This is a genomic window from Enterococcus sp. DIV1059_2 (assembly GCF_051713685.1).
GTDB classification, from domain to species: Bacteria; Bacillota; Bacilli; order Lactobacillales; family Enterococcaceae; genus Enterococcus_D; species Enterococcus_D casseliflavus.
This window is the reverse complement of record NZ_JBIOQK010000001.1, coordinates 2,431,528-2,447,761: the sequence shown is the minus strand read 5'-3', so window position 1 is coordinate 2,447,761 and position 16,234 is coordinate 2,431,528. Positions and strand designations below refer to the sequence as shown.

The following is a 16,234-nucleotide window of genomic DNA, read 5'->3' as shown; positions in this document are numbered from 1 at the left end:
ACGGTCAGCCTCATCGTTGGCTGACAAAAGAAAGCGCCGGTCCTTTTGATTAATACAAGCTGTTTCTTATGAAAAGAGACGAGCTTTTGAAATAAAAGGAGAGCACTATGAAAGAAATCAATGTTATTGGTGCCGGTTTAGCCGGAAGCGAGGCTGCGTGGCAAGCAGCGCAAGCAGGTGTCGCAGTAAATCTTTATGAAATGCGTCCTAAGAAGTCGACAGAAGCCCATCACACAAATAATTTTGCCGAGCTTGTTTGTACCAATTCACTACGAGGCAACAATTTAACAAATGCGGTCGGTGTCTTGAAAGAAGAAATGCGTCGCTTGGATTCAGTGATTATCACTTCTGCAGACAAAACAGCGGTTCCAGCAGGTGGTGCCTTAGCTGTGGATCGCGATGATTTTTCAGAGTTGGTCACCAAACGTGTCAAGGAGCATCCTTTAGTTACAGTCATCGAAGAGGAGATCACTGAAATTCCAGAAGGCATCACTGTGATCGCAACAGGTCCATTGACTTCTGAACCGCTCTCAAAAGCGATCCAAGCCTTTAATGGATCTGAAGGATTTTATTTCTATGATGCCGCAGCACCAATCGTTGACAAATCAACCATCAATATGGATAAAGTTTATTTGAAATCTCGTTACGATAAAGGTGAAGCAGCCTATCTGAACTGTCCGATGAATGAAGAGGAGTTTTATGCGTTTCGTGAGGCCTTGGTCAATGCAGAGGTGGCTCCTTTGAAAGAATTCGAAAAAGAAAAATTCTTTGAAGGGTGTATGCCGATCGAAGTCATGGCTGGTCGTGGTCCGAAAACCATGTTGTTTGGTCCGATGAAACCAGTTGGGTTAGAAGATCCGAAAACTGGCAAGCGTCCTTACGCAGTGATTCAGCTGCGTCAAGACAATGCGGCGGCTTCTCTTTACAACATCGTTGGCTTTCAAACACATTTGAAATGGGGCGAACAAAAACGGGTATTCCGGATGATCCCTGGCTTGGAAGAGGCTGAATTTGTGCGCTATGGCGTGATGCATCGGAATAGTTTTATGAATTCACCTGAGCTTTTGCAACAAACCTATCAATCGAAAAAACGTGAGGACCTCTTTTTTGCTGGACAAATGACAGGGGTCGAAGGGTATGTGGAAAGTGCAGCCAGCGGGTTGATGGCTGGCATCAACGCTGCCAAACTTGCAAAAGGCGAAGCACCGATCATTATGCCACAAGAAACGACGATTGGTAGTATGGCGTATTATATCACCCATGCTGAAGGCAAACACTTCCAACCAATGAATGCAAACTTTGGGTTGTTGCCAGAACTTCCAGAGCGAATCAGAGACAAGAAATCCCGTTATGAAGCATTGGCAAATCGAGCGTTAGCTGCTTTAGAAAAAGCCAAGGAACAATTATAAGCACGATGATCGAAAACTTTCTTACTGATAATTGGTGAGAAAGTTTTTTTTTAATTTGTCTTGAAACTTTAATCAAGGTGACTTATGATAGACAGTAACAATGACAGAAGGTGGTGAAGATGGTGATCGGAGAATGGATTCATTTGATTCAAAACTATTTACAGCGTTTTCCTACAGTGATCCAATTTTTAGGTTGGCTGATCCTCTTGGTCGGGGTCATTTTCGTTGTCTTTGTTGCATTTAGTTTGCTGTTGGGGCCCTTTATGTGGCTCTACAATCGTATCACAGACAAAAACCGCAGCAATGTCATTAGCCGCAATGAGTTTGTGATCGGCGAACTGACGGAAAAGATTGTCGGAGATACAATCGGCGAAGTCATGGAAATAGGGAGTCAAAGTGCACGTTCTGTTTATCCTGCTCGTTTTTTTCGAGAAGAAGATCGTGAAAACAATGTTCGATTGCCAGTCGGCACCAAAGTCATCATTGTCGATTTTGATAAAAAAGGGATCGCGTTGGTGGTTGAAAGTAAAAATTTTATAGAATAGGAAGTGTTAGGTTATGGTGGATACAGGATCAGCAGTTGATTTTTTAAGTAATCCGATTTTATGGGGCGTTGTCCTCGTAGTTTTATTGATCGCCTTTTTGATGATACGCTACCGAATCGGAAAACCCGATGAAGCGTTGATCGTCACGGGGTCGTTTTTAGGAAAAGAAGGCATCAAGATTTTAAAAAACAGTGGGACGTTTGTGATTCCTATTGTTCAAAAGGCACATAAATTAAGTTTACTGACCCACAAGTTAGAGATTGGGACACCAGAAGTTTATACAGAACAAGGCGTACCGATCAAAGCCAGTGCCACGGTATTAGTGAAAGTCGGCAACAGTACCGAGTCGATCAAGACAGCCGCTGAACAATACTTAGGCAAATCCACTGGTGAACTGGAAGATGAAGCGCAAGAAGTCTTAGAAGGTCACTTACGGGCAATTCTAGGAACGATGACGGTGGAAGCCATCTACAAAAACCGCGATGATTTTGCGGAACAAGTACAAGAAGTTGCCTCTACGGATTTGAAAAAAATGGGGCTGGAGATCGTTTCATTTACGATCAAAGACGTTAGCGACAGCAATGGGTACCTCGATGCTTTAGGGCGTCCCCAGATTGCTGAAGTGAAGAAGAATGCTGAAGTAGCAGAATCCAATGCCTTAAGAGAAACGCGGATCAAGCAAGCCGAGAATGAACAGTTGGCACAGCATGAAGAGATCCGTCGCCAAACAGAAATCGCAGAAGCGACAAAAGATATGGCGTTGAAACAAGCGCAGTACAAACAAGAACGTGAAGTTGCGGATGCGAAAGCAGAGCAAATCGCGGTCGGTGAGCAAATGAAAGTACAATTGATCGAGCAAGAAAAAAATATTGAGATTCAAGAGAAACAAGCGGAATTGACAGAAAAAGAATTGAATGCAACTGTCCGTAAAAAAGCCGAAGCAGATAAATATGTCGTTGAACAAAACGCATTAGCAGACAAAGCACGTGAAATCGCCCGAGCACAAGCCGAAGCGGAAAAAGTCAAATTGGCTGCACAAGCGGAAGCGGAACGAATTGAAAAATTAGGTAGTGCCGATGCGGAACGAATCGCAAAAGTCGGTCAAGCCGAAGCGGAAAGCCGAGAAAAAATGGCGATCGCTTTGACCAAGCTGAACGAAGCTGGTATTTTGATGGAATTTATCAAAGTGCTACCTGAAATTGCGAAAGAAGTCAATGCACCCCTTAGCAATATCGATAAAGTGGTTAGCTTTGGCGGCAATGATGGGCTTCAATCAATGGGAGAAGCTGGCTTAGCTCGAACCTTTGATACGATCAAAGAAACCACCGGATTAGACTTAGTGGCGTTGATCAATGACACCATGTCCACAAAACAAGGAAACAAAGAGCTAGTTCAGGCTGTTTCACAAAGCAATGGTTCGCCTCAGCCAACAACGGAGCGGATCGAATAAAAGGAAATAAATGGAAACGTACCAGTCCCTCTCTATTTTGAGAAAGGGACGGGTACGTTTTTATGGCTCTTTTGAGTGATCTTTCTGAAGAATGATAAGAATCTTACGAAGATTCTTAGAAAGTTTTCACAATTATGTCTAAACTTTGAAATATTGATTAAATTCTGACAATTCATTTGTTTTTTTTTGTGGTCTATGCTAAAGTTATTTCGAATCATGAAAAGGGGGGTTACTTTGCAAACGGATCAATTACAAGAAGAGTTTTTTCGTTATCTTATTGTTGAAAGAGGGTATTCGGAAAAGACAAAAAAAGCGTATCAAGAAGATATGAACGATTTTTTTCACTTCTTGAAAGAGTCTGGCAATGAAGACCCGTTAGCGGTGGAGTATCGTGATGTTCGTGTCTATTTGAGCTACTTGACGGAACGAGGGTATAGCCGTAATTCCATCAGTCGGAAAATGGCTAGCTTGCGTTCATTCTACCAATTTCTAACCAAGCATGAGATCGTCAAAGAGAATCCCTTCGCCTACATTCATTTAAAAAAGAAAAACGCCAAATTGCCGCGTTTTTTTTATGAAAAGGAAATGGATGCTCTTTTTCAAAGTGTCGCTGGTGATGAGCCATTACAACAGCGCAATCAAGCATTGTTAGAAGTCCTTTACGGTTCAGGTCTGCGGGTCAGCGAGTGTAGCAGTCTGACGCTGGGCGCGATCGATTGGGAAAGCGGCGTTTTGCTGATCCACGGAAAAGGCAACAAAGATCGCTATGTTCCTTTCGGCAGTTACGCACAAGCGGCAGTCAAGCGCTATCTTTCCTCAGGACGCAAGCAACTGATGGAAAAGCAGAACAAGGAACACGAGGTTCTCTTCGTGAATCATCTAGGTGATGGGATCACTGCAACAGGGATCGAGTATGTGTTGAATCAAATCATCCGAAAAAGCAGTTTAGATAGTAAAATCCATCCGCATATGCTGCGGCATACGTTTGCGACCCATCTATTAAACAACGGCGCCGATATGCGGACCGTTCAAGAATTGTTGGGGCATGCCAATCTATCTACGACACAGATCTATGCGCATGTCACCAAAGACAGTTTACAAAAAAATTATCGCCAATTTCATCCACGTGCGTAAAATTGGTACAGGAGGAACGTAAATGAAGTCAGAATTTCATTCAACCACCATCTGTGCGGTTGAAAAAGATGGCAAGTTTGCCATGGCTGGTGACGGTCAAGTAACGATGGGAGAACAGGTCGTTATGAAAGGAACCGCTCGGAAAGTCCGTCGAATTTACAACGGTGAAGTGATCGTTGGCTTTGCCGGTAGTGTGGCAGATGCCTTTACCTTGGAAGAAAAATTTGAAGGAAAACTCAATGAATACAACGGAAACTTGCAACGAGCTGCAGTAGAATTGGCACAAGAATGGCGGACGCAGCAATCGATGCAAAAATTAGAGGCGATGCTGATCGTCATGAATGACAAGGAGATGCTCTTAGTCTCAGGGACAGGTGAGGTCATTTCGCCAGATGAAGGGATTTTAGCTATCGGTTCAGGTGGAAACTATGCCTTGGCGGCAGCCCGTGCGATGAAACGTTATGGCGGTGAACTATCTGCCAAAGAAATCGCTGAAGGTGCCTTGAATATCGCAGCAGACATTTGTGTCTTTACGAATCACAATATCATTGTAGAAGAGTTTTAAAGAGGGATGACGATATGACAAACCAAAACAAATCACCACGAGAGATCGTGAAAGAATTAGATGAATACATCGTTGGACAAACCAATGCCAAAAAATCAGTGGCGGTTGCATTAAGAAATCGTTACCGCCGACTGCAATTAGATGAAAAAATGCAGCAAGATGTCACACCAAAAAATATTTTGATGATTGGGCCAACGGGTGTTGGGAAAACGGAAATTGCGCGACGGCTAGCGAAAATCGTTGATGCGCCTTTTGTTAAGCTAGAAGCAACGAAATTCACAGAAGTCGGTTATGTCGGTCGAGACGTAGAATCGATGGTTCGTGACCTTGTAGAAAACGCGATCCAAATCGTGAAAAAAGAACAATATAAAAACGTGCGCATCCAAGCGGAGAAAAAAGCCAACCGTCGTTTAGTAAAAGTCTTAGTTCCTGGTATTAAAAAGGAACAGAAAAAGAATACCAATCCTTATGAACAAATGATGAATATGTTCAACGCCGCACAACAACCAGAAGAACCAAAAGAAGAATTGACGGATGAGATTCGCAGCAATCGCCAAGCAATTTTCGAACAATTAGAAAAAGGCCTTTTGGATAACCGAGAAGTGACGATCCAAGTCGATGAACCGAAAAATCAAGCGCCAATGATGAACAATGGCTTAGAACAAATGGGCATTGATTTGAATGAAACATTAGGTGCATTGAAACCGCAAAAGAAAATTGAACGCACAGTAACCGTGAAGGAAGCGCGGGAATTGTTGATTCAAGAAGAATCCTCCAAACTGGTCAACGACGCGGATATTCATAGCGAAGCATTACGTTTGGCGGAATCTAGCGGCATCATTTTTCTTGATGAAATCGACAAAGTATCTTCGAAATCGCAGCAATCAGGAGAAGTTTCTCGTGAAGGGGTGCAAAGAGATATCTTGCCGATCGTTGAAGGTTCACAAGTCAATACGAAATATGGAACGTTACAAACCGACCATATTCTCTTTATCGCTTCGGGCGCATTCCATCTATCAAAACCAAGCGATTTGATCCCTGAGTTGCAAGGGCGTTTCCCAATCCGCGTGGAACTGGATGACTTGACGAAGGAAGACTTTGTTAAAATTTTAACGGAACCAAACAATGCCTTAGTCAAACAATACGTTGCCTTGTTAGGAACCGAGAATGTCAAAGTGGTCTTTACGATGGAAGCCATCGAAAAAATTGCCGAAATCGCGTATCAAGTGAATCGCGATACCGACAATATCGGTGCCCGTCGTTTGCATACGATTCTAGAGAAACTACTTGAAGATCTATTGTTTGAAGCATCTGAGATGCAAATGGGGGAAATCACAATCACAGAAGCGTATGTGGAAGAAAAACTTGCGTCAATCGCAAAAGATGAAGACTTAAGCCGGTATATTTTATAAAGGGAGCGGACCAATGAAAACATTATTAGAAAAGACAAGACAAATCAACGAATTATTGCAGCAAAAAAACACCTTTAATTTAGCTTCTGATTTGCCTTACGACAAAATGGCTGTCATTTTAGGAAACATCCTAGACAGCAATGCGTATATTATTAGCGTCGACGGCAGCGTGTTAGGTTTTGTTGAGAACCATGATGTCAATAATGAGCGCATCAAAAAAATGTTTGTCGAAAAACAGTTTCCTAAAAATTATACAGATTTAGTCGATCACCTGACTTCCACAGAAGCCAATGTGCCGATCAGTGACGATATGACGGCTTTTCCTGTGGAAGGCCGAGAGCTGTATCCCAACGGACTAACAACCATCGTACCAATCTACGGTGCAGGAGAACGCTTAGGGACGATCATTCTTTCCAGAATCGATACATCCTTTGATGATGATGATTTGGTATTAGCGGAATACAGTGCGACAGTTGTTGGTATGCAATTCTTGTACCAAAAATCCCGTAGTATCGAAGAAGATGTTCGCAGTACCACAGCTGTTCAAATGGCGATCAACACGCTTTCTTATAGTGAGCTAAAAGCTGTTCAAGCTATTTTTGAGGCATTAGAAGGAGACGAAGGTCGTTTGACCGCATCAAGTATCGCTGACCGTATCGGCATCACCCGTTCGGTGATCGTGAACGCTTTGCGTAAATTAGAGTCTGCCGGTATTATTGAATCCCGCTCTTTGGGGATGAAAGGCACCTATTTAAAAGTGCTTAACAGCCGCTTTAAAGAGGAATTGACGAAACATCAATATTAGGAGATGAGACCATGACAGTTACCATCACGGCCGGTCATCTGCAAGCAAAAATTGCAGAAAAAGGGGCTGAGCTGCAAAGCTTAGTCGATACGAGCAATGACCTTGAATATATTTGGCAAGCTGATCCAAACCACTGGGGAAAGCATGCACCGATCTTATTTCCGATCGTGGGTGCGTTAAAAGAGGACACCTATCAACATGAGGGCAAGAGTTATCATTTGCCTCGCCATGGATTTGCCAGAGACATGTTATTTACTGTCGTTGAACAACGCACAGATTACGCTTTGTTTTTACTAGAAAGTTCGACTGAAACCAAAGCAAAGTATCCGTTTGATTTTCAGCTGTATGTCAGTTATGAATTAGGCGGTGATGGCTTAGTCGTCAAATACCAAGTGAAGAATAGCGGTCAAAAGGAACTCTATTTCTCCATTGGTGGACACCCTGCATTCAACGTCCCACTTGAAAAAGGGCTGACTTTTGAAGACTATTATCTTTCTTTTTCTCCAAAGAAATCACGGGTGAAATTGCCGTTAAAAGGCAATTATATTGATTATGAGCAACGCACACTCGGTCAAACGAATACGGATCTACGCTTGACCCATGACATGTTTGCAAATGATGCGCTAGTTTATGAAACGAAAGGATTACATTCCTACTCGATTCGCAGTGAAAAATCGCCTCATAGTGTCACGTTAAGCTACAATAATATGCCGTATGTCGGTTTTTGGTCCACGTATCCAGTGAAATCGCCATTTCTATGTATTGAACCATGGTGCGGCATCGCAGATACGCTAGAAGCCTCCGGTGAGCTGTCAGAGAAGCTGGGGATTCAAGCACTTCTACCTGAAGAATTATTTGAAACAAAGTATTCCATTACAGTTAAATAAACGTATGAAAAAAGAAGCTGGGAAAAGCGCAATGACTTTTCTCAGCTTCTGCTTATTTGTTCGTTTGACCCTTATTCAGTCCAAAGGGTACTCGACTTTCGGTCCCATCTTTGATGCGGGTAATGTTTTCACGATGGCGAATAAAGATAAAAATCGTTACGCCGATCGCAATGAAGGTCAGCAGCCAATTTTGCTCAGGCAAGATCGCAGGTGCGATAAAAGGCAAGACGATCGTCGATAAGGTGATCAAACACGCCGCGATCATACTGGTCAGGCTCACCATACTTGTCACATAAAGACAGATAACGAAAATCAATGAAGAATAAATGAAAAAGAGCGGATTGTATCCTAAGAGCATCCCAGCACTTGTCGCCACTGCTTTGCCGCCTTTAAATTTGGCAAAGATCGGGAAGGTATGACCTAAGATCGCACAGACCCCAAACCAGAGCGGATTGACAGTATGGAGACCAAAGATGACTGGCAAGCTGGTCGCCAAAGTTCCTTTTAAGATATCCATCAATAAAACAACGATGCCGGCTTTTTTTCCTAAGACGCGAAATGTATTGGTCGTTCCCGTATTGCCGCTGCCGAATTGGCGAATATCTTTTTTGAAAAACAGTTGGCCAATCCAAACACCAGAGGGGATCGAACCTAAAAGGTAAGCAACAATAAATAAAAGAATCGTATTCATAATAACCAACTTTCTTTGCAAGGCTAGGGCAATTTTAGCATGAAAACGCCTTTCCAACAATAAGAAAATCTTTCGCTGGTCAGACAAAGAAGAAAAACAGCTTTTCTCAGAGCTGTGAAACACAAACAAGCCATTTTGCGACTCTAGCTTGTGCAAACAAAGGAAAAAGGATAAGATAGTTTAGAAAAATGTTCGCTTGAAAAAAGCGTATTTTGTGTTAAGATTTTTTTTGCAGTCCTTTCAGCATTAGAAAAGGACTGATCAAGATTAAAGGAGCGGTGGGTTTGGCAAAGAAAACCACAGAATATAATGATGCTTCCATTCAGGTCTTAGAGGGCCTGGAAGCAGTAAGAAAACGACCAGGAATGTATATCGGCTCGACCGATAGCCGCGGCTTGCACCACTTAGTGTATGAAATCGTCGATAATGCGGTTGATGAGGCACTCTCAGGATACGGCAATGAAATCGATGTTACGATCCATAAAGACAATAGTATCAGTGTTCGAGACAATGGTCGGGGAATGCCGGTCGGGACACATGCATCTGGAATCCCAACTGTTGAAGTGATCTTCACCGTGTTACATGCTGGCGGAAAGTTTGGCCAAGGCGGCTACAAAACTTCTGGCGGCCTTCATGGGGTTGGTGCCAGTGTTGTAAATGCCTTATCCAGCTGGCTAGAAGTGGTCATCGTTCGTGACGGTATTGAATACAAACAGAGCTTCAAAGACGGCGGGAAACCAGCAGGTACTTTGAAAAAAATCGGCAAAACCCGTAAACCAACGGGAACAACCGTTACGTTCAAACCAGACGATACAATCTTTTCTGCAACCAAATTCTCCTATGAGATTCTCGCTGAACGTTTGAGAGAATCAGCGTTCTTGTTGAAAGGGGTCAAAATCTCCCTGACGGACGAACGTGGGGAAGAACCGATTCATGAAGTCTTTTTATATGAGGAAGGCATCAAAGAATTTGTTGATTATTTAAATGAAGAAAAAGATACCTTGACCCAAGTGGTTTATTTTTCTGGCACGAAAGAAGCCATCGAAGTAGAGCTTGCCTTTCAATACAATGATGGGTATTCAGAAAACGTCTTGTCCTTTGTCAACAATGTACGTACCAAAGATGGCGGTACCCATGAAGTTGGGATGAAGACGTCAATGACCAAAGCCTTCAATGAGTATGCCCGCAAGGTCAATTTGTTGAAGGAAAAAGATAAGAACCTTGAAGGCAGTGATTTCCGTGAAGGGTTAGCGGCAGTTCTGTCGATCCGCGTGCCAGAAAATCTTTTGCAATTTGAAGGACAGACCAAAGGGAAATTAGGGACACCCTTAGCAAGAAATGCGGTAGACAATGTGATTGGTGAGCAGCTAGGCTATTATCTACAAGAAAACAGTGAAATGAGTCAAATGCTGGTTCGTAAAGCGATCAAGGCAAGAGAGGCCCGTGAAGCTGCCAGAAAGGCGAGAGAAGAAAGCCGTACTGGAAAGAAACGCAAAAAAGGCGAGTCACTGCTTTCTGGTAAATTAACACCTGCGCAATCTCGTAATCCTAAGAAAAATGAATTGTATTTGGTGGAGGGGGATTCAGCGGGTGGTTCAGCAAAGCAAGGACGAGACCGCAAGTTCCAAGCCATCTTGCCATTGCGAGGCAAAGTCATCAATACTGAAAAAGCCAAGATGCAGGATATTTTGAAAAATGAAGAAATCAATACGATGATCTATACTATCGGTGCCGGTGTTGGCCCAGAGTTTTCAATTGAAGACTGCAACTATGATAAAGTGATCATCATGACCGATGCGGATACCGATGGGGCGCACATCCAAGTGCTGCTTTTAACCTTTTTCTACCGGTATATGAAACCTTTGATCGAAGCGGGGAAAGTATACATTGCTTTGCCGCCTCTGTACAAAGTGTCAAAAGGGTTAGGGAAAAAAGCAGTAGTCGAATACGCTTGGACCGATGATGAACTAAGCAAACTGACCCAAAAAATCGGCAAAGGCTATCTCCTACAGCGCTACAAAGGGTTAGGAGAAATGAATGCCGACCAATTGTGGGAAACGACCATGGACCCAGAAACGCGGACACTGATTCGGGTACGGATCGATGATGCTGCCCAAGCAGAACGTCGCGTCACCACTTTGATGGGGGACAAGGTAGAACCTCGTCGGAAGTGGATCGAAAGTCATGTTCAATTTAGTTTAGAAGAAGATGGCAGTATTTTGGATAAAAAAGAAGATACGGTACCTGAATTAGTTGATGAAAAATTAATGGATACCGAACAAGCAGACAGCAAACAGTTAGTTAAGGAATAGGAGGTGGTCTCTTGGAACACAAAAGCAATATACAAGAATTGACATTGGAAGAAGTGATGGGAGATCGCTTCGGTCGATATTCCAAATACATTATTCAAGAACGGGCATTGCCAGATATTCGTGATGGGTTAAAACCGGTTCAGCGGCGGATTTTATTTGCTATGAACCAAGACGGCAATACCTATGACAAAGGCTTCCGCAAATCAGCAAAATCTGTCGGAAATATCATGGGGAATTTTCACCCCCATGGGGACTCGAGTATCTATGAAGCAATGGTCCGCATGAGTCAAGACTGGAAGCTACGTCAGATTTTGATTGAAATGCACGGGAACAACGGGAGTATGGATGGTGATCCGCCAGCTGCCATGCGTTATACGGAAGCACGGCTTTCAGAATTAAGTGGTGAGCTATTAAAAGATATTGAAAAAAACACCGTCGAATTGGTTTGGAACTTTGATGATACTGAAAAAGAACCAACTGTTCTACCAGCAAAATACCCGAATCTGTTAGTCAATGGCTCAACTGGGATCTCAGCTGGCTATGCAACAGAGATCCCTACCCACAATTTAGGGGAAATCATCGATGGAACGATCTATTTGATCGACCATCCGCAAGCTTCTTTGGATCAGCTGATGAAGTACATTCCTGGCCCTGATTTTCCAACAGGGGGCATTTTACAAGGGAAAGAAGAAATAAAAAAAGCGTATGAAACAGGCAAAGGCAAAGTGATTCTGCGTTCGAAAACCAAGATCGAAGACATCAAAGGCGGCAAACAGCAAATCGTCATCAATGAGATCCCGTATGAGGTCAATAAAGCCAACTTAGTCAAAAAAATGGATGAGATCCGTTTGAATAAACGCATTGATGGGATTGCTGAAGTACGAGATGAAACAGATCGTACTGGACTGCAGATCGTTGTCGAGCTGAAAAAAGAAGCAAATGCGCAAGGGATTTTAAATTATTTATTTAAGAATACCGAATTGCAGATCAACTACAACTTCAACATGGTGGCAATCGACAATATGCGTCCTCAGCAAGTCGGATTAAAGCGGATTTTAGAAAGCTACATCAAACATCGCCGTGAAGTGATCGAAAAACGCAGTCGTTTTGAGCTGCAAAAAGCGCAAAAAAGACAGCATATCGTTGATGGGCTGATCAAAGCTTTGTCGATCCTTGATGAGGTGATCGCTACCATTCGCGGTAGTAAAGACAAAAAAGATGCCAAAAATAATCTGGTGGTTCAACATGGTTTTACCGAAGAACAAGCAGAAGCCATTGTGAACTTACAGTTGTATCGCTTGACCAATACGGACATTACACAATTGCAAGCAGAAGCAAAAGAACTTGCAGAAACGATCGCTGAATTGACAACGATTTTGAATGAAGAAAATGAATTGCTGAAAGTGATCAAGAAAGAACTGCGAGAGATCAAGAAAAAATATACGACGCCGCGGTTGACTGAGATTGAAGCAGAAATTCAAGAAATCAAGATCGAAACACAAGTCTTGGTCGCCCAAGAAGAAGTCGTCGTGACGGTCACAAGAGACGGCTATGTCAAACGCAGCAGCTTGCGTTCTTACGGTGCTTCAAAACCAGAAGAGATCGGCATGAAAGAAGGTGACTCTTTACTTTACAGTAATCAAATGAACACGTTGGATCACCTGTTGTTGGTTACTAATAAAGGGAACACGATCTATCGACCGGTCCATGAATTACCTGATTTAAAATGGAAAGATTTAGGAGAACATATTTCGCAAACAGTCATGACACTGGCGCAAGATGAAATGATCATTGGGGTCTTTGCGTACAAAGAGATCGATCCATTGAAAAATTTCGTGCTGATCAGTAAAAACGGTATGATCAAACAGACACGAATGACGGAATTTGAACCTTGGCGCACCTATAAAACACGGCCAATGACGATTATGAAGCTGAAAGATGAATCAGATGAATTGGTCAACGTCTTTTTGACGGATCAAACGGAAGAAATGGATGTATTCTTAGTCAGTCATCTTGCCTTTGGCTTACGCTACCCGCTTAATGAAGTGCCTGTCGTGGGACCAAAAGCAGCTGGGGTCAAAGCGATGAACCTTAAAGCGGATGATTATCTTATCAATGGGTTGCTCGTTTATTCCGAAGGGGATACACCGATCGTTTTGATCACCCAACGTGGCGCAGCAAAACGAATGTTGGCTCAAGAAATCAACCAATTAGGTCGGGCGAAGCGCGGATTGATGGTCTTGCGGGAATTGAAGAAAAATCCTCATCGTGTCGTCTATATGGGCAGTGGGGAAAATCAGCAAGTGCTAGTGACGAATCAAAAAGGACAATCCTTTGAAGTGATCACCAACCAAATCCCGATCAATGATCGGACCTCCAACGGCTCATTTATCATGGATGAGAAAACAGGGGGACAAATCTACGAAGTGAAAACCCAAATCAGTCCTGCAATCGCAGAAGATTCTGTACTATAAATTATAACAAAGCAACCCTTCTGTACCAGTACAGGAGGGTTGCTTTTTGTCTCATAATTAATCTTTCACATTAACGAAAAAGATACTTTAATAAAAGTTTCACATTTATTAAACACCTATAAATCAACGTTTTTAGTAATTAATATCTTAAAAAAAAATAAATTGTTAAAAATAATTCTTGAAAATGCTTGCAATCATTAAGGTGTGTGTTATACTGTTCACGTAAAGCTGTTACATTAGTGAACAGAAAATTTAAGGAGGTCCATCAAATGGAACAATGGAATGGATTTAAAGGAAAAACTTGGAAAGAAGAAGTAAACGTACGCGACTTCATCCAAGAAAACTACACACCTTATGACGGAACAGATGAATTCCTAGCAGATGCTACTGAAGCAACGACGAAGCTATGGGATCAAGTCATGGAACTGAACAAGCAAGAGCGTGAAGCTGGCGGCGTATTGGATATGGATACAAAAGTCGTTTCAACGATCACTTCTCATGGACCTGGCTACTTAGACAAAGACCTAGAAACAGTTGTTGGTTTCCAAACGGAAAAACCATTTAAACGCAGCTTGCAACCATTTGGTGGCATCCGCATGTCAGAACAAGCAGCAGAATCTTATGGCTATGAAATTGATGCGGAAGTCTCTCACATTTTCCGTGACTACCGTAAAACACATAACCAAGGAGTTTTTGATGCTTATACACCTGAAATCAGAGCAGCGCGCCGTTCTGGTGTAATCACAGGTCTTCCTGATGCTTACGGCCGTGGCCGAATCATTGGTGACTACCGACGTGTGGCATTATACGGTGTGGACTTCTTGATCAAAGAAAAACAACAAGACCTATTGTATTGCGGAAACGGAACGATGTCTGAAGACATTATCCGCCAACGTGAAGAATTGAGTGAACAAATTCGTGCGTTAAGCGAATTGAAAGAATTAGGAAACATTTACGGATTTGATATTTCTAAACCAGCTCAAACGGCGAAAGAAGCATTCCAATGGTTATATCTTGGTTACTTAGCAGCCATCAAAGAGCAAAATGGTGCAGCAATGTCATTGGGACGTACGTCAACTTTCCTTGATATTTATGTTGAACGCGATTTGAAAAATGGCGTGATCACTGAAGAAGAAGCACAAGAAATCGTTGACCATTTCGTCATGAAACTACGTCTTGTGAAATTTGCTCGGACGCCTGATTACAACGCATTGTTCTCTGGTGACCCAACTTGGGTAACTGAATCAATCGCTGGTATGGGTGAAGACGGACGTCATATGGTAACGAAAAACAGCTTCCGTTTCTTACACACTTTAGCAAACTTAGGCCCAGCACCAGAACCAAACTTGACTGTTTTATGGTCAACACGTTTGCCTCATAATTTCAAAACATTTTGTGCGAAAATGTCTATCCAAACATCAGCGATTCAATATGAAAACGATGATGTGATGCGTGGACATTGGGGCGACGACTACGGAATCGCTTGTTGTGTATCCGCCATGCGCATCGGGAAACAAATGCAATTCTTTGGTGCTCGTGCCAACTTAGCGAAAACATTGTTGTATGCAATCAACGGTGGGGTCGATGAAAAATCAAAAGCACAAGTTGGACCAAAATTCCAACCAATTACTTCTGAATACTTGGATTACAACGAAGTAATGGAAAAATATGACACAATGATGGACTGGATTTGTGATCTGTATGTGAACACATTGAACATCATTCATTACATGCACGACAAATATTCTTATGAACGCATTGAAATGGCGCTACAAGATACAGACATTCTACGTACGATGGCTACTGGTATCGCTGGTTTCTCTGTTGCAGTTGACTCATTATCAGCGATCAAATATGCCAAAGTTCGTACGATCCGTGATGAAAACGGCATTGTTGAAGATTACGAAATCGAAGGCGATTATCCGAAATACGGAAACAATGATGACCGCGTAGATGATATCGCAGTCAACTTGTTGAAAGCCTTCATGAAAAAAGTAAAACGCACGAAAACATACCGTGATTCAAAACACACAACGTCGATCCTTACTATCACTTCTAACGTGGTTTATGGTAAGAAAACAGGGAACACGCCTGATGGACGTCGTGCAGGCGCACCATTTGCTCCAGGTGCAAACCCAATGCATGGTCGCGATACGCATGGTGCTTTGGCAAGCCTTTCATCAGTTGCGAAATTACCATATGATTACTCATTAGATGGTATTTCAAACACCTTCTCGATCGTACCTAAAGCATTAGGACGTGACGACGAAACACAACAAGAAAACCTAGCAACAATGCTAGATGGCTATGCAGCAAAAGGTGGTCACCACTTAAATATCAACGTATTTAACCGTGACACATTGCTTGATGCGCAAGCTCACCCAGAAAAATACCCACAATTAACAATTCGGGTATCTGGCTATGCAGTAAACTTCATTAAATTAACAAAAGAACAACAAGATGACGTGATTGCTCGTACAATGCACGAAGCAATGTAATAAGCAACAACTTCAGGCGGCGGACGGGAAAATCCGCCGCCTCTTGTTTTGA

General features: G+C 42.6%; 12 protein-coding genes. 11 read left to right on the top strand and 1 reads right to left on the bottom strand.

The genetic code is table 11. The annotated features are described in order from the left end of the window. Positions 1–107 precede the first annotated feature (107 nt). From trmFO to IGI72_RS11265, 8 genes are all read left to right on the top strand, one after another. Positions 108–1,409 (top strand): FADH(2)-oxidizing methylenetetrahydrofolate--tRNA-(uracil(54)-C(5))-methyltransferase TrmFO, encoded by a 1,302-nt coding sequence (trmFO, locus tag IGI72_RS11300; protein ID WP_005229622.1) that lies wholly within the window; start codon positions 108–110, stop codon positions 1,407–1,409. Between the two features lie 119 nt (positions 1,410–1,528). Then, positions 1,529–1,954 (top strand): hypothetical protein, encoded by a 426-nt coding sequence (locus IGI72_RS11295; protein WP_438754232.1) that lies wholly within the window; start codon positions 1,529–1,531, stop codon positions 1,952–1,954. A gap of 13 nt (positions 1,955–1,967) precedes the next feature. Further along, positions 1,968–3,404 carry a flotillin family protein gene (locus IGI72_RS11290; protein ID WP_015510006.1) on the top strand — a complete coding sequence of 479 codons (1,437 nt, stop codon included), beginning with the start codon at positions 1,968–1,970 and terminating at the stop codon, positions 3,402–3,404. 195 nt (positions 3,405–3,599) lie between these two features. Continuing rightward, entirely contained in the window at positions 3,600–4,538 is a 939-nt protein-coding gene (gene xerC, locus IGI72_RS11285) for a tyrosine recombinase XerC (RefSeq protein WP_080544137.1), read from the top strand. A 22-nt stretch (positions 4,539–4,560) separates the two neighbouring features. Beyond that, the gene (gene hslV / locus IGI72_RS11280) at positions 4,561–5,103 is read left to right on the top strand and encodes an ATP-dependent protease subunit HslV (protein ID WP_005229630.1); all 543 of its coding nucleotides are present in this window, start codon (positions 4,561–4,563) and stop codon (positions 5,101–5,103) included. Between the two features lie 14 nt (positions 5,104–5,117). Further along, the gene (gene hslU, locus IGI72_RS11275; RefSeq protein ID WP_010749393.1) at positions 5,118–6,515 is read left to right on the top strand and encodes an ATP-dependent protease ATPase subunit HslU; all 1,398 of its coding nucleotides are present in this window, start codon (positions 5,118–5,120) and stop codon (positions 6,513–6,515) included. A 13-nt stretch (positions 6,516–6,528) separates the two neighbouring features. Then, positions 6,529–7,320 carry a GTP-sensing pleiotropic transcriptional regulator CodY gene (gene codY, locus IGI72_RS11270; protein WP_005229632.1) on the top strand — a complete coding sequence of 264 codons (792 nt, stop codon included), beginning with the start codon at positions 6,529–6,531 and terminating at the stop codon, positions 7,318–7,320. Positions 7,321–7,331: 11 nt separating this feature from the next. Continuing rightward, positions 7,332–8,207, top strand: a complete 876-nt coding sequence (locus tag IGI72_RS11265; RefSeq protein ID WP_016610797.1) for an aldose 1-epimerase family protein — start codon at positions 7,332–7,334, stop codon at positions 8,205–8,207. Positions 8,208–8,259: 52 nt separating this feature from the next. On the opposite strand, the gene plsY is transcribed toward IGI72_RS11265, so the two are convergent. Further along, positions 8,260–8,898: a glycerol-3-phosphate 1-O-acyltransferase PlsY gene (gene plsY / locus IGI72_RS11260; protein WP_015510003.1), complete on the bottom strand. Its 639-nt coding sequence runs from the start codon at positions 8,896–8,898 to the stop codon at positions 8,260–8,262. 284 nt (positions 8,899–9,182) lie between these two features. Between plsY and parE the strand changes: the two genes are divergently transcribed. The 3 genes from parE (at position 9,183) to pflB (ending at position 16,182) form a co-directional block, all read left to right on the top strand. Further along, complete coding sequence (parE, locus tag IGI72_RS11255) at positions 9,183–11,210, top strand: DNA topoisomerase IV subunit B (RefSeq protein WP_074535153.1); 2,028 nt, start codon at positions 9,183–9,185, stop codon at positions 11,208–11,210. 11 nt (positions 11,211–11,221) lie between these two features. Then, positions 11,222–13,684, top strand: coding sequence for a DNA topoisomerase IV subunit A (gene parC, locus IGI72_RS11250; RefSeq protein ID WP_015510001.1), 2,463 nt, complete (start codon positions 11,222–11,224; stop codon positions 13,682–13,684). Between the two features lie 269 nt (positions 13,685–13,953). Then, positions 13,954–16,182, top strand: coding sequence for a formate C-acetyltransferase (gene pflB / locus IGI72_RS11245; protein WP_010749399.1), 2,229 nt, complete (start codon positions 13,954–13,956; stop codon positions 16,180–16,182). The last annotated feature ends 52 nt before the right edge of the window (positions 16,183–16,234 follow it).

Bases quoted from the DNA above. Each gene is read 5' to 3' on its own strand.
- xerC (WP_080544137.1), top strand. From the start codon at position 3,600: ATGCTAAAGTTATTTCGAATCATGAAAAGGGGGGTTACTTTGCAAACG.
- plsY (WP_015510003.1), bottom strand. From the start codon at position 8,898: ATGAATACGATTCTTTTATTTATTGTTGCTTACCTTTTAGGTTCGATC.
- hslU (WP_010749393.1), top strand. From the start codon at position 5,118: ATGACAAACCAAAACAAATCACCACGAGAGATCGTGAAAGAATTAGAT.
- IGI72_RS11265 (WP_016610797.1), top strand. From the start codon at position 7,332: ATGACAGTTACCATCACGGCCGGTCATCTGCAAGCAAAAATTGCAGAA.
- IGI72_RS11290 (WP_015510006.1), top strand. From the start codon at position 1,968: ATGGTGGATACAGGATCAGCAGTTGATTTTTTAAGTAATCCGATTTTA.
- pflB (WP_010749399.1), top strand. From the start codon at position 13,954: ATGGAACAATGGAATGGATTTAAAGGAAAAACTTGGAAAGAAGAAGTA.
- codY (WP_005229632.1), top strand. From the start codon at position 6,529: ATGAAAACATTATTAGAAAAGACAAGACAAATCAACGAATTATTGCAG.
- hslV (WP_005229630.1), top strand. From the start codon at position 4,561: ATGAAGTCAGAATTTCATTCAACCACCATCTGTGCGGTTGAAAAAGAT.
- IGI72_RS11295 (WP_438754232.1), top strand. From the start codon at position 1,529: ATGGTGATCGGAGAATGGATTCATTTGATTCAAAACTATTTACAGCGT.
- trmFO (WP_005229622.1), top strand. From the start codon at position 108: ATGAAAGAAATCAATGTTATTGGTGCCGGTTTAGCCGGAAGCGAGGCT.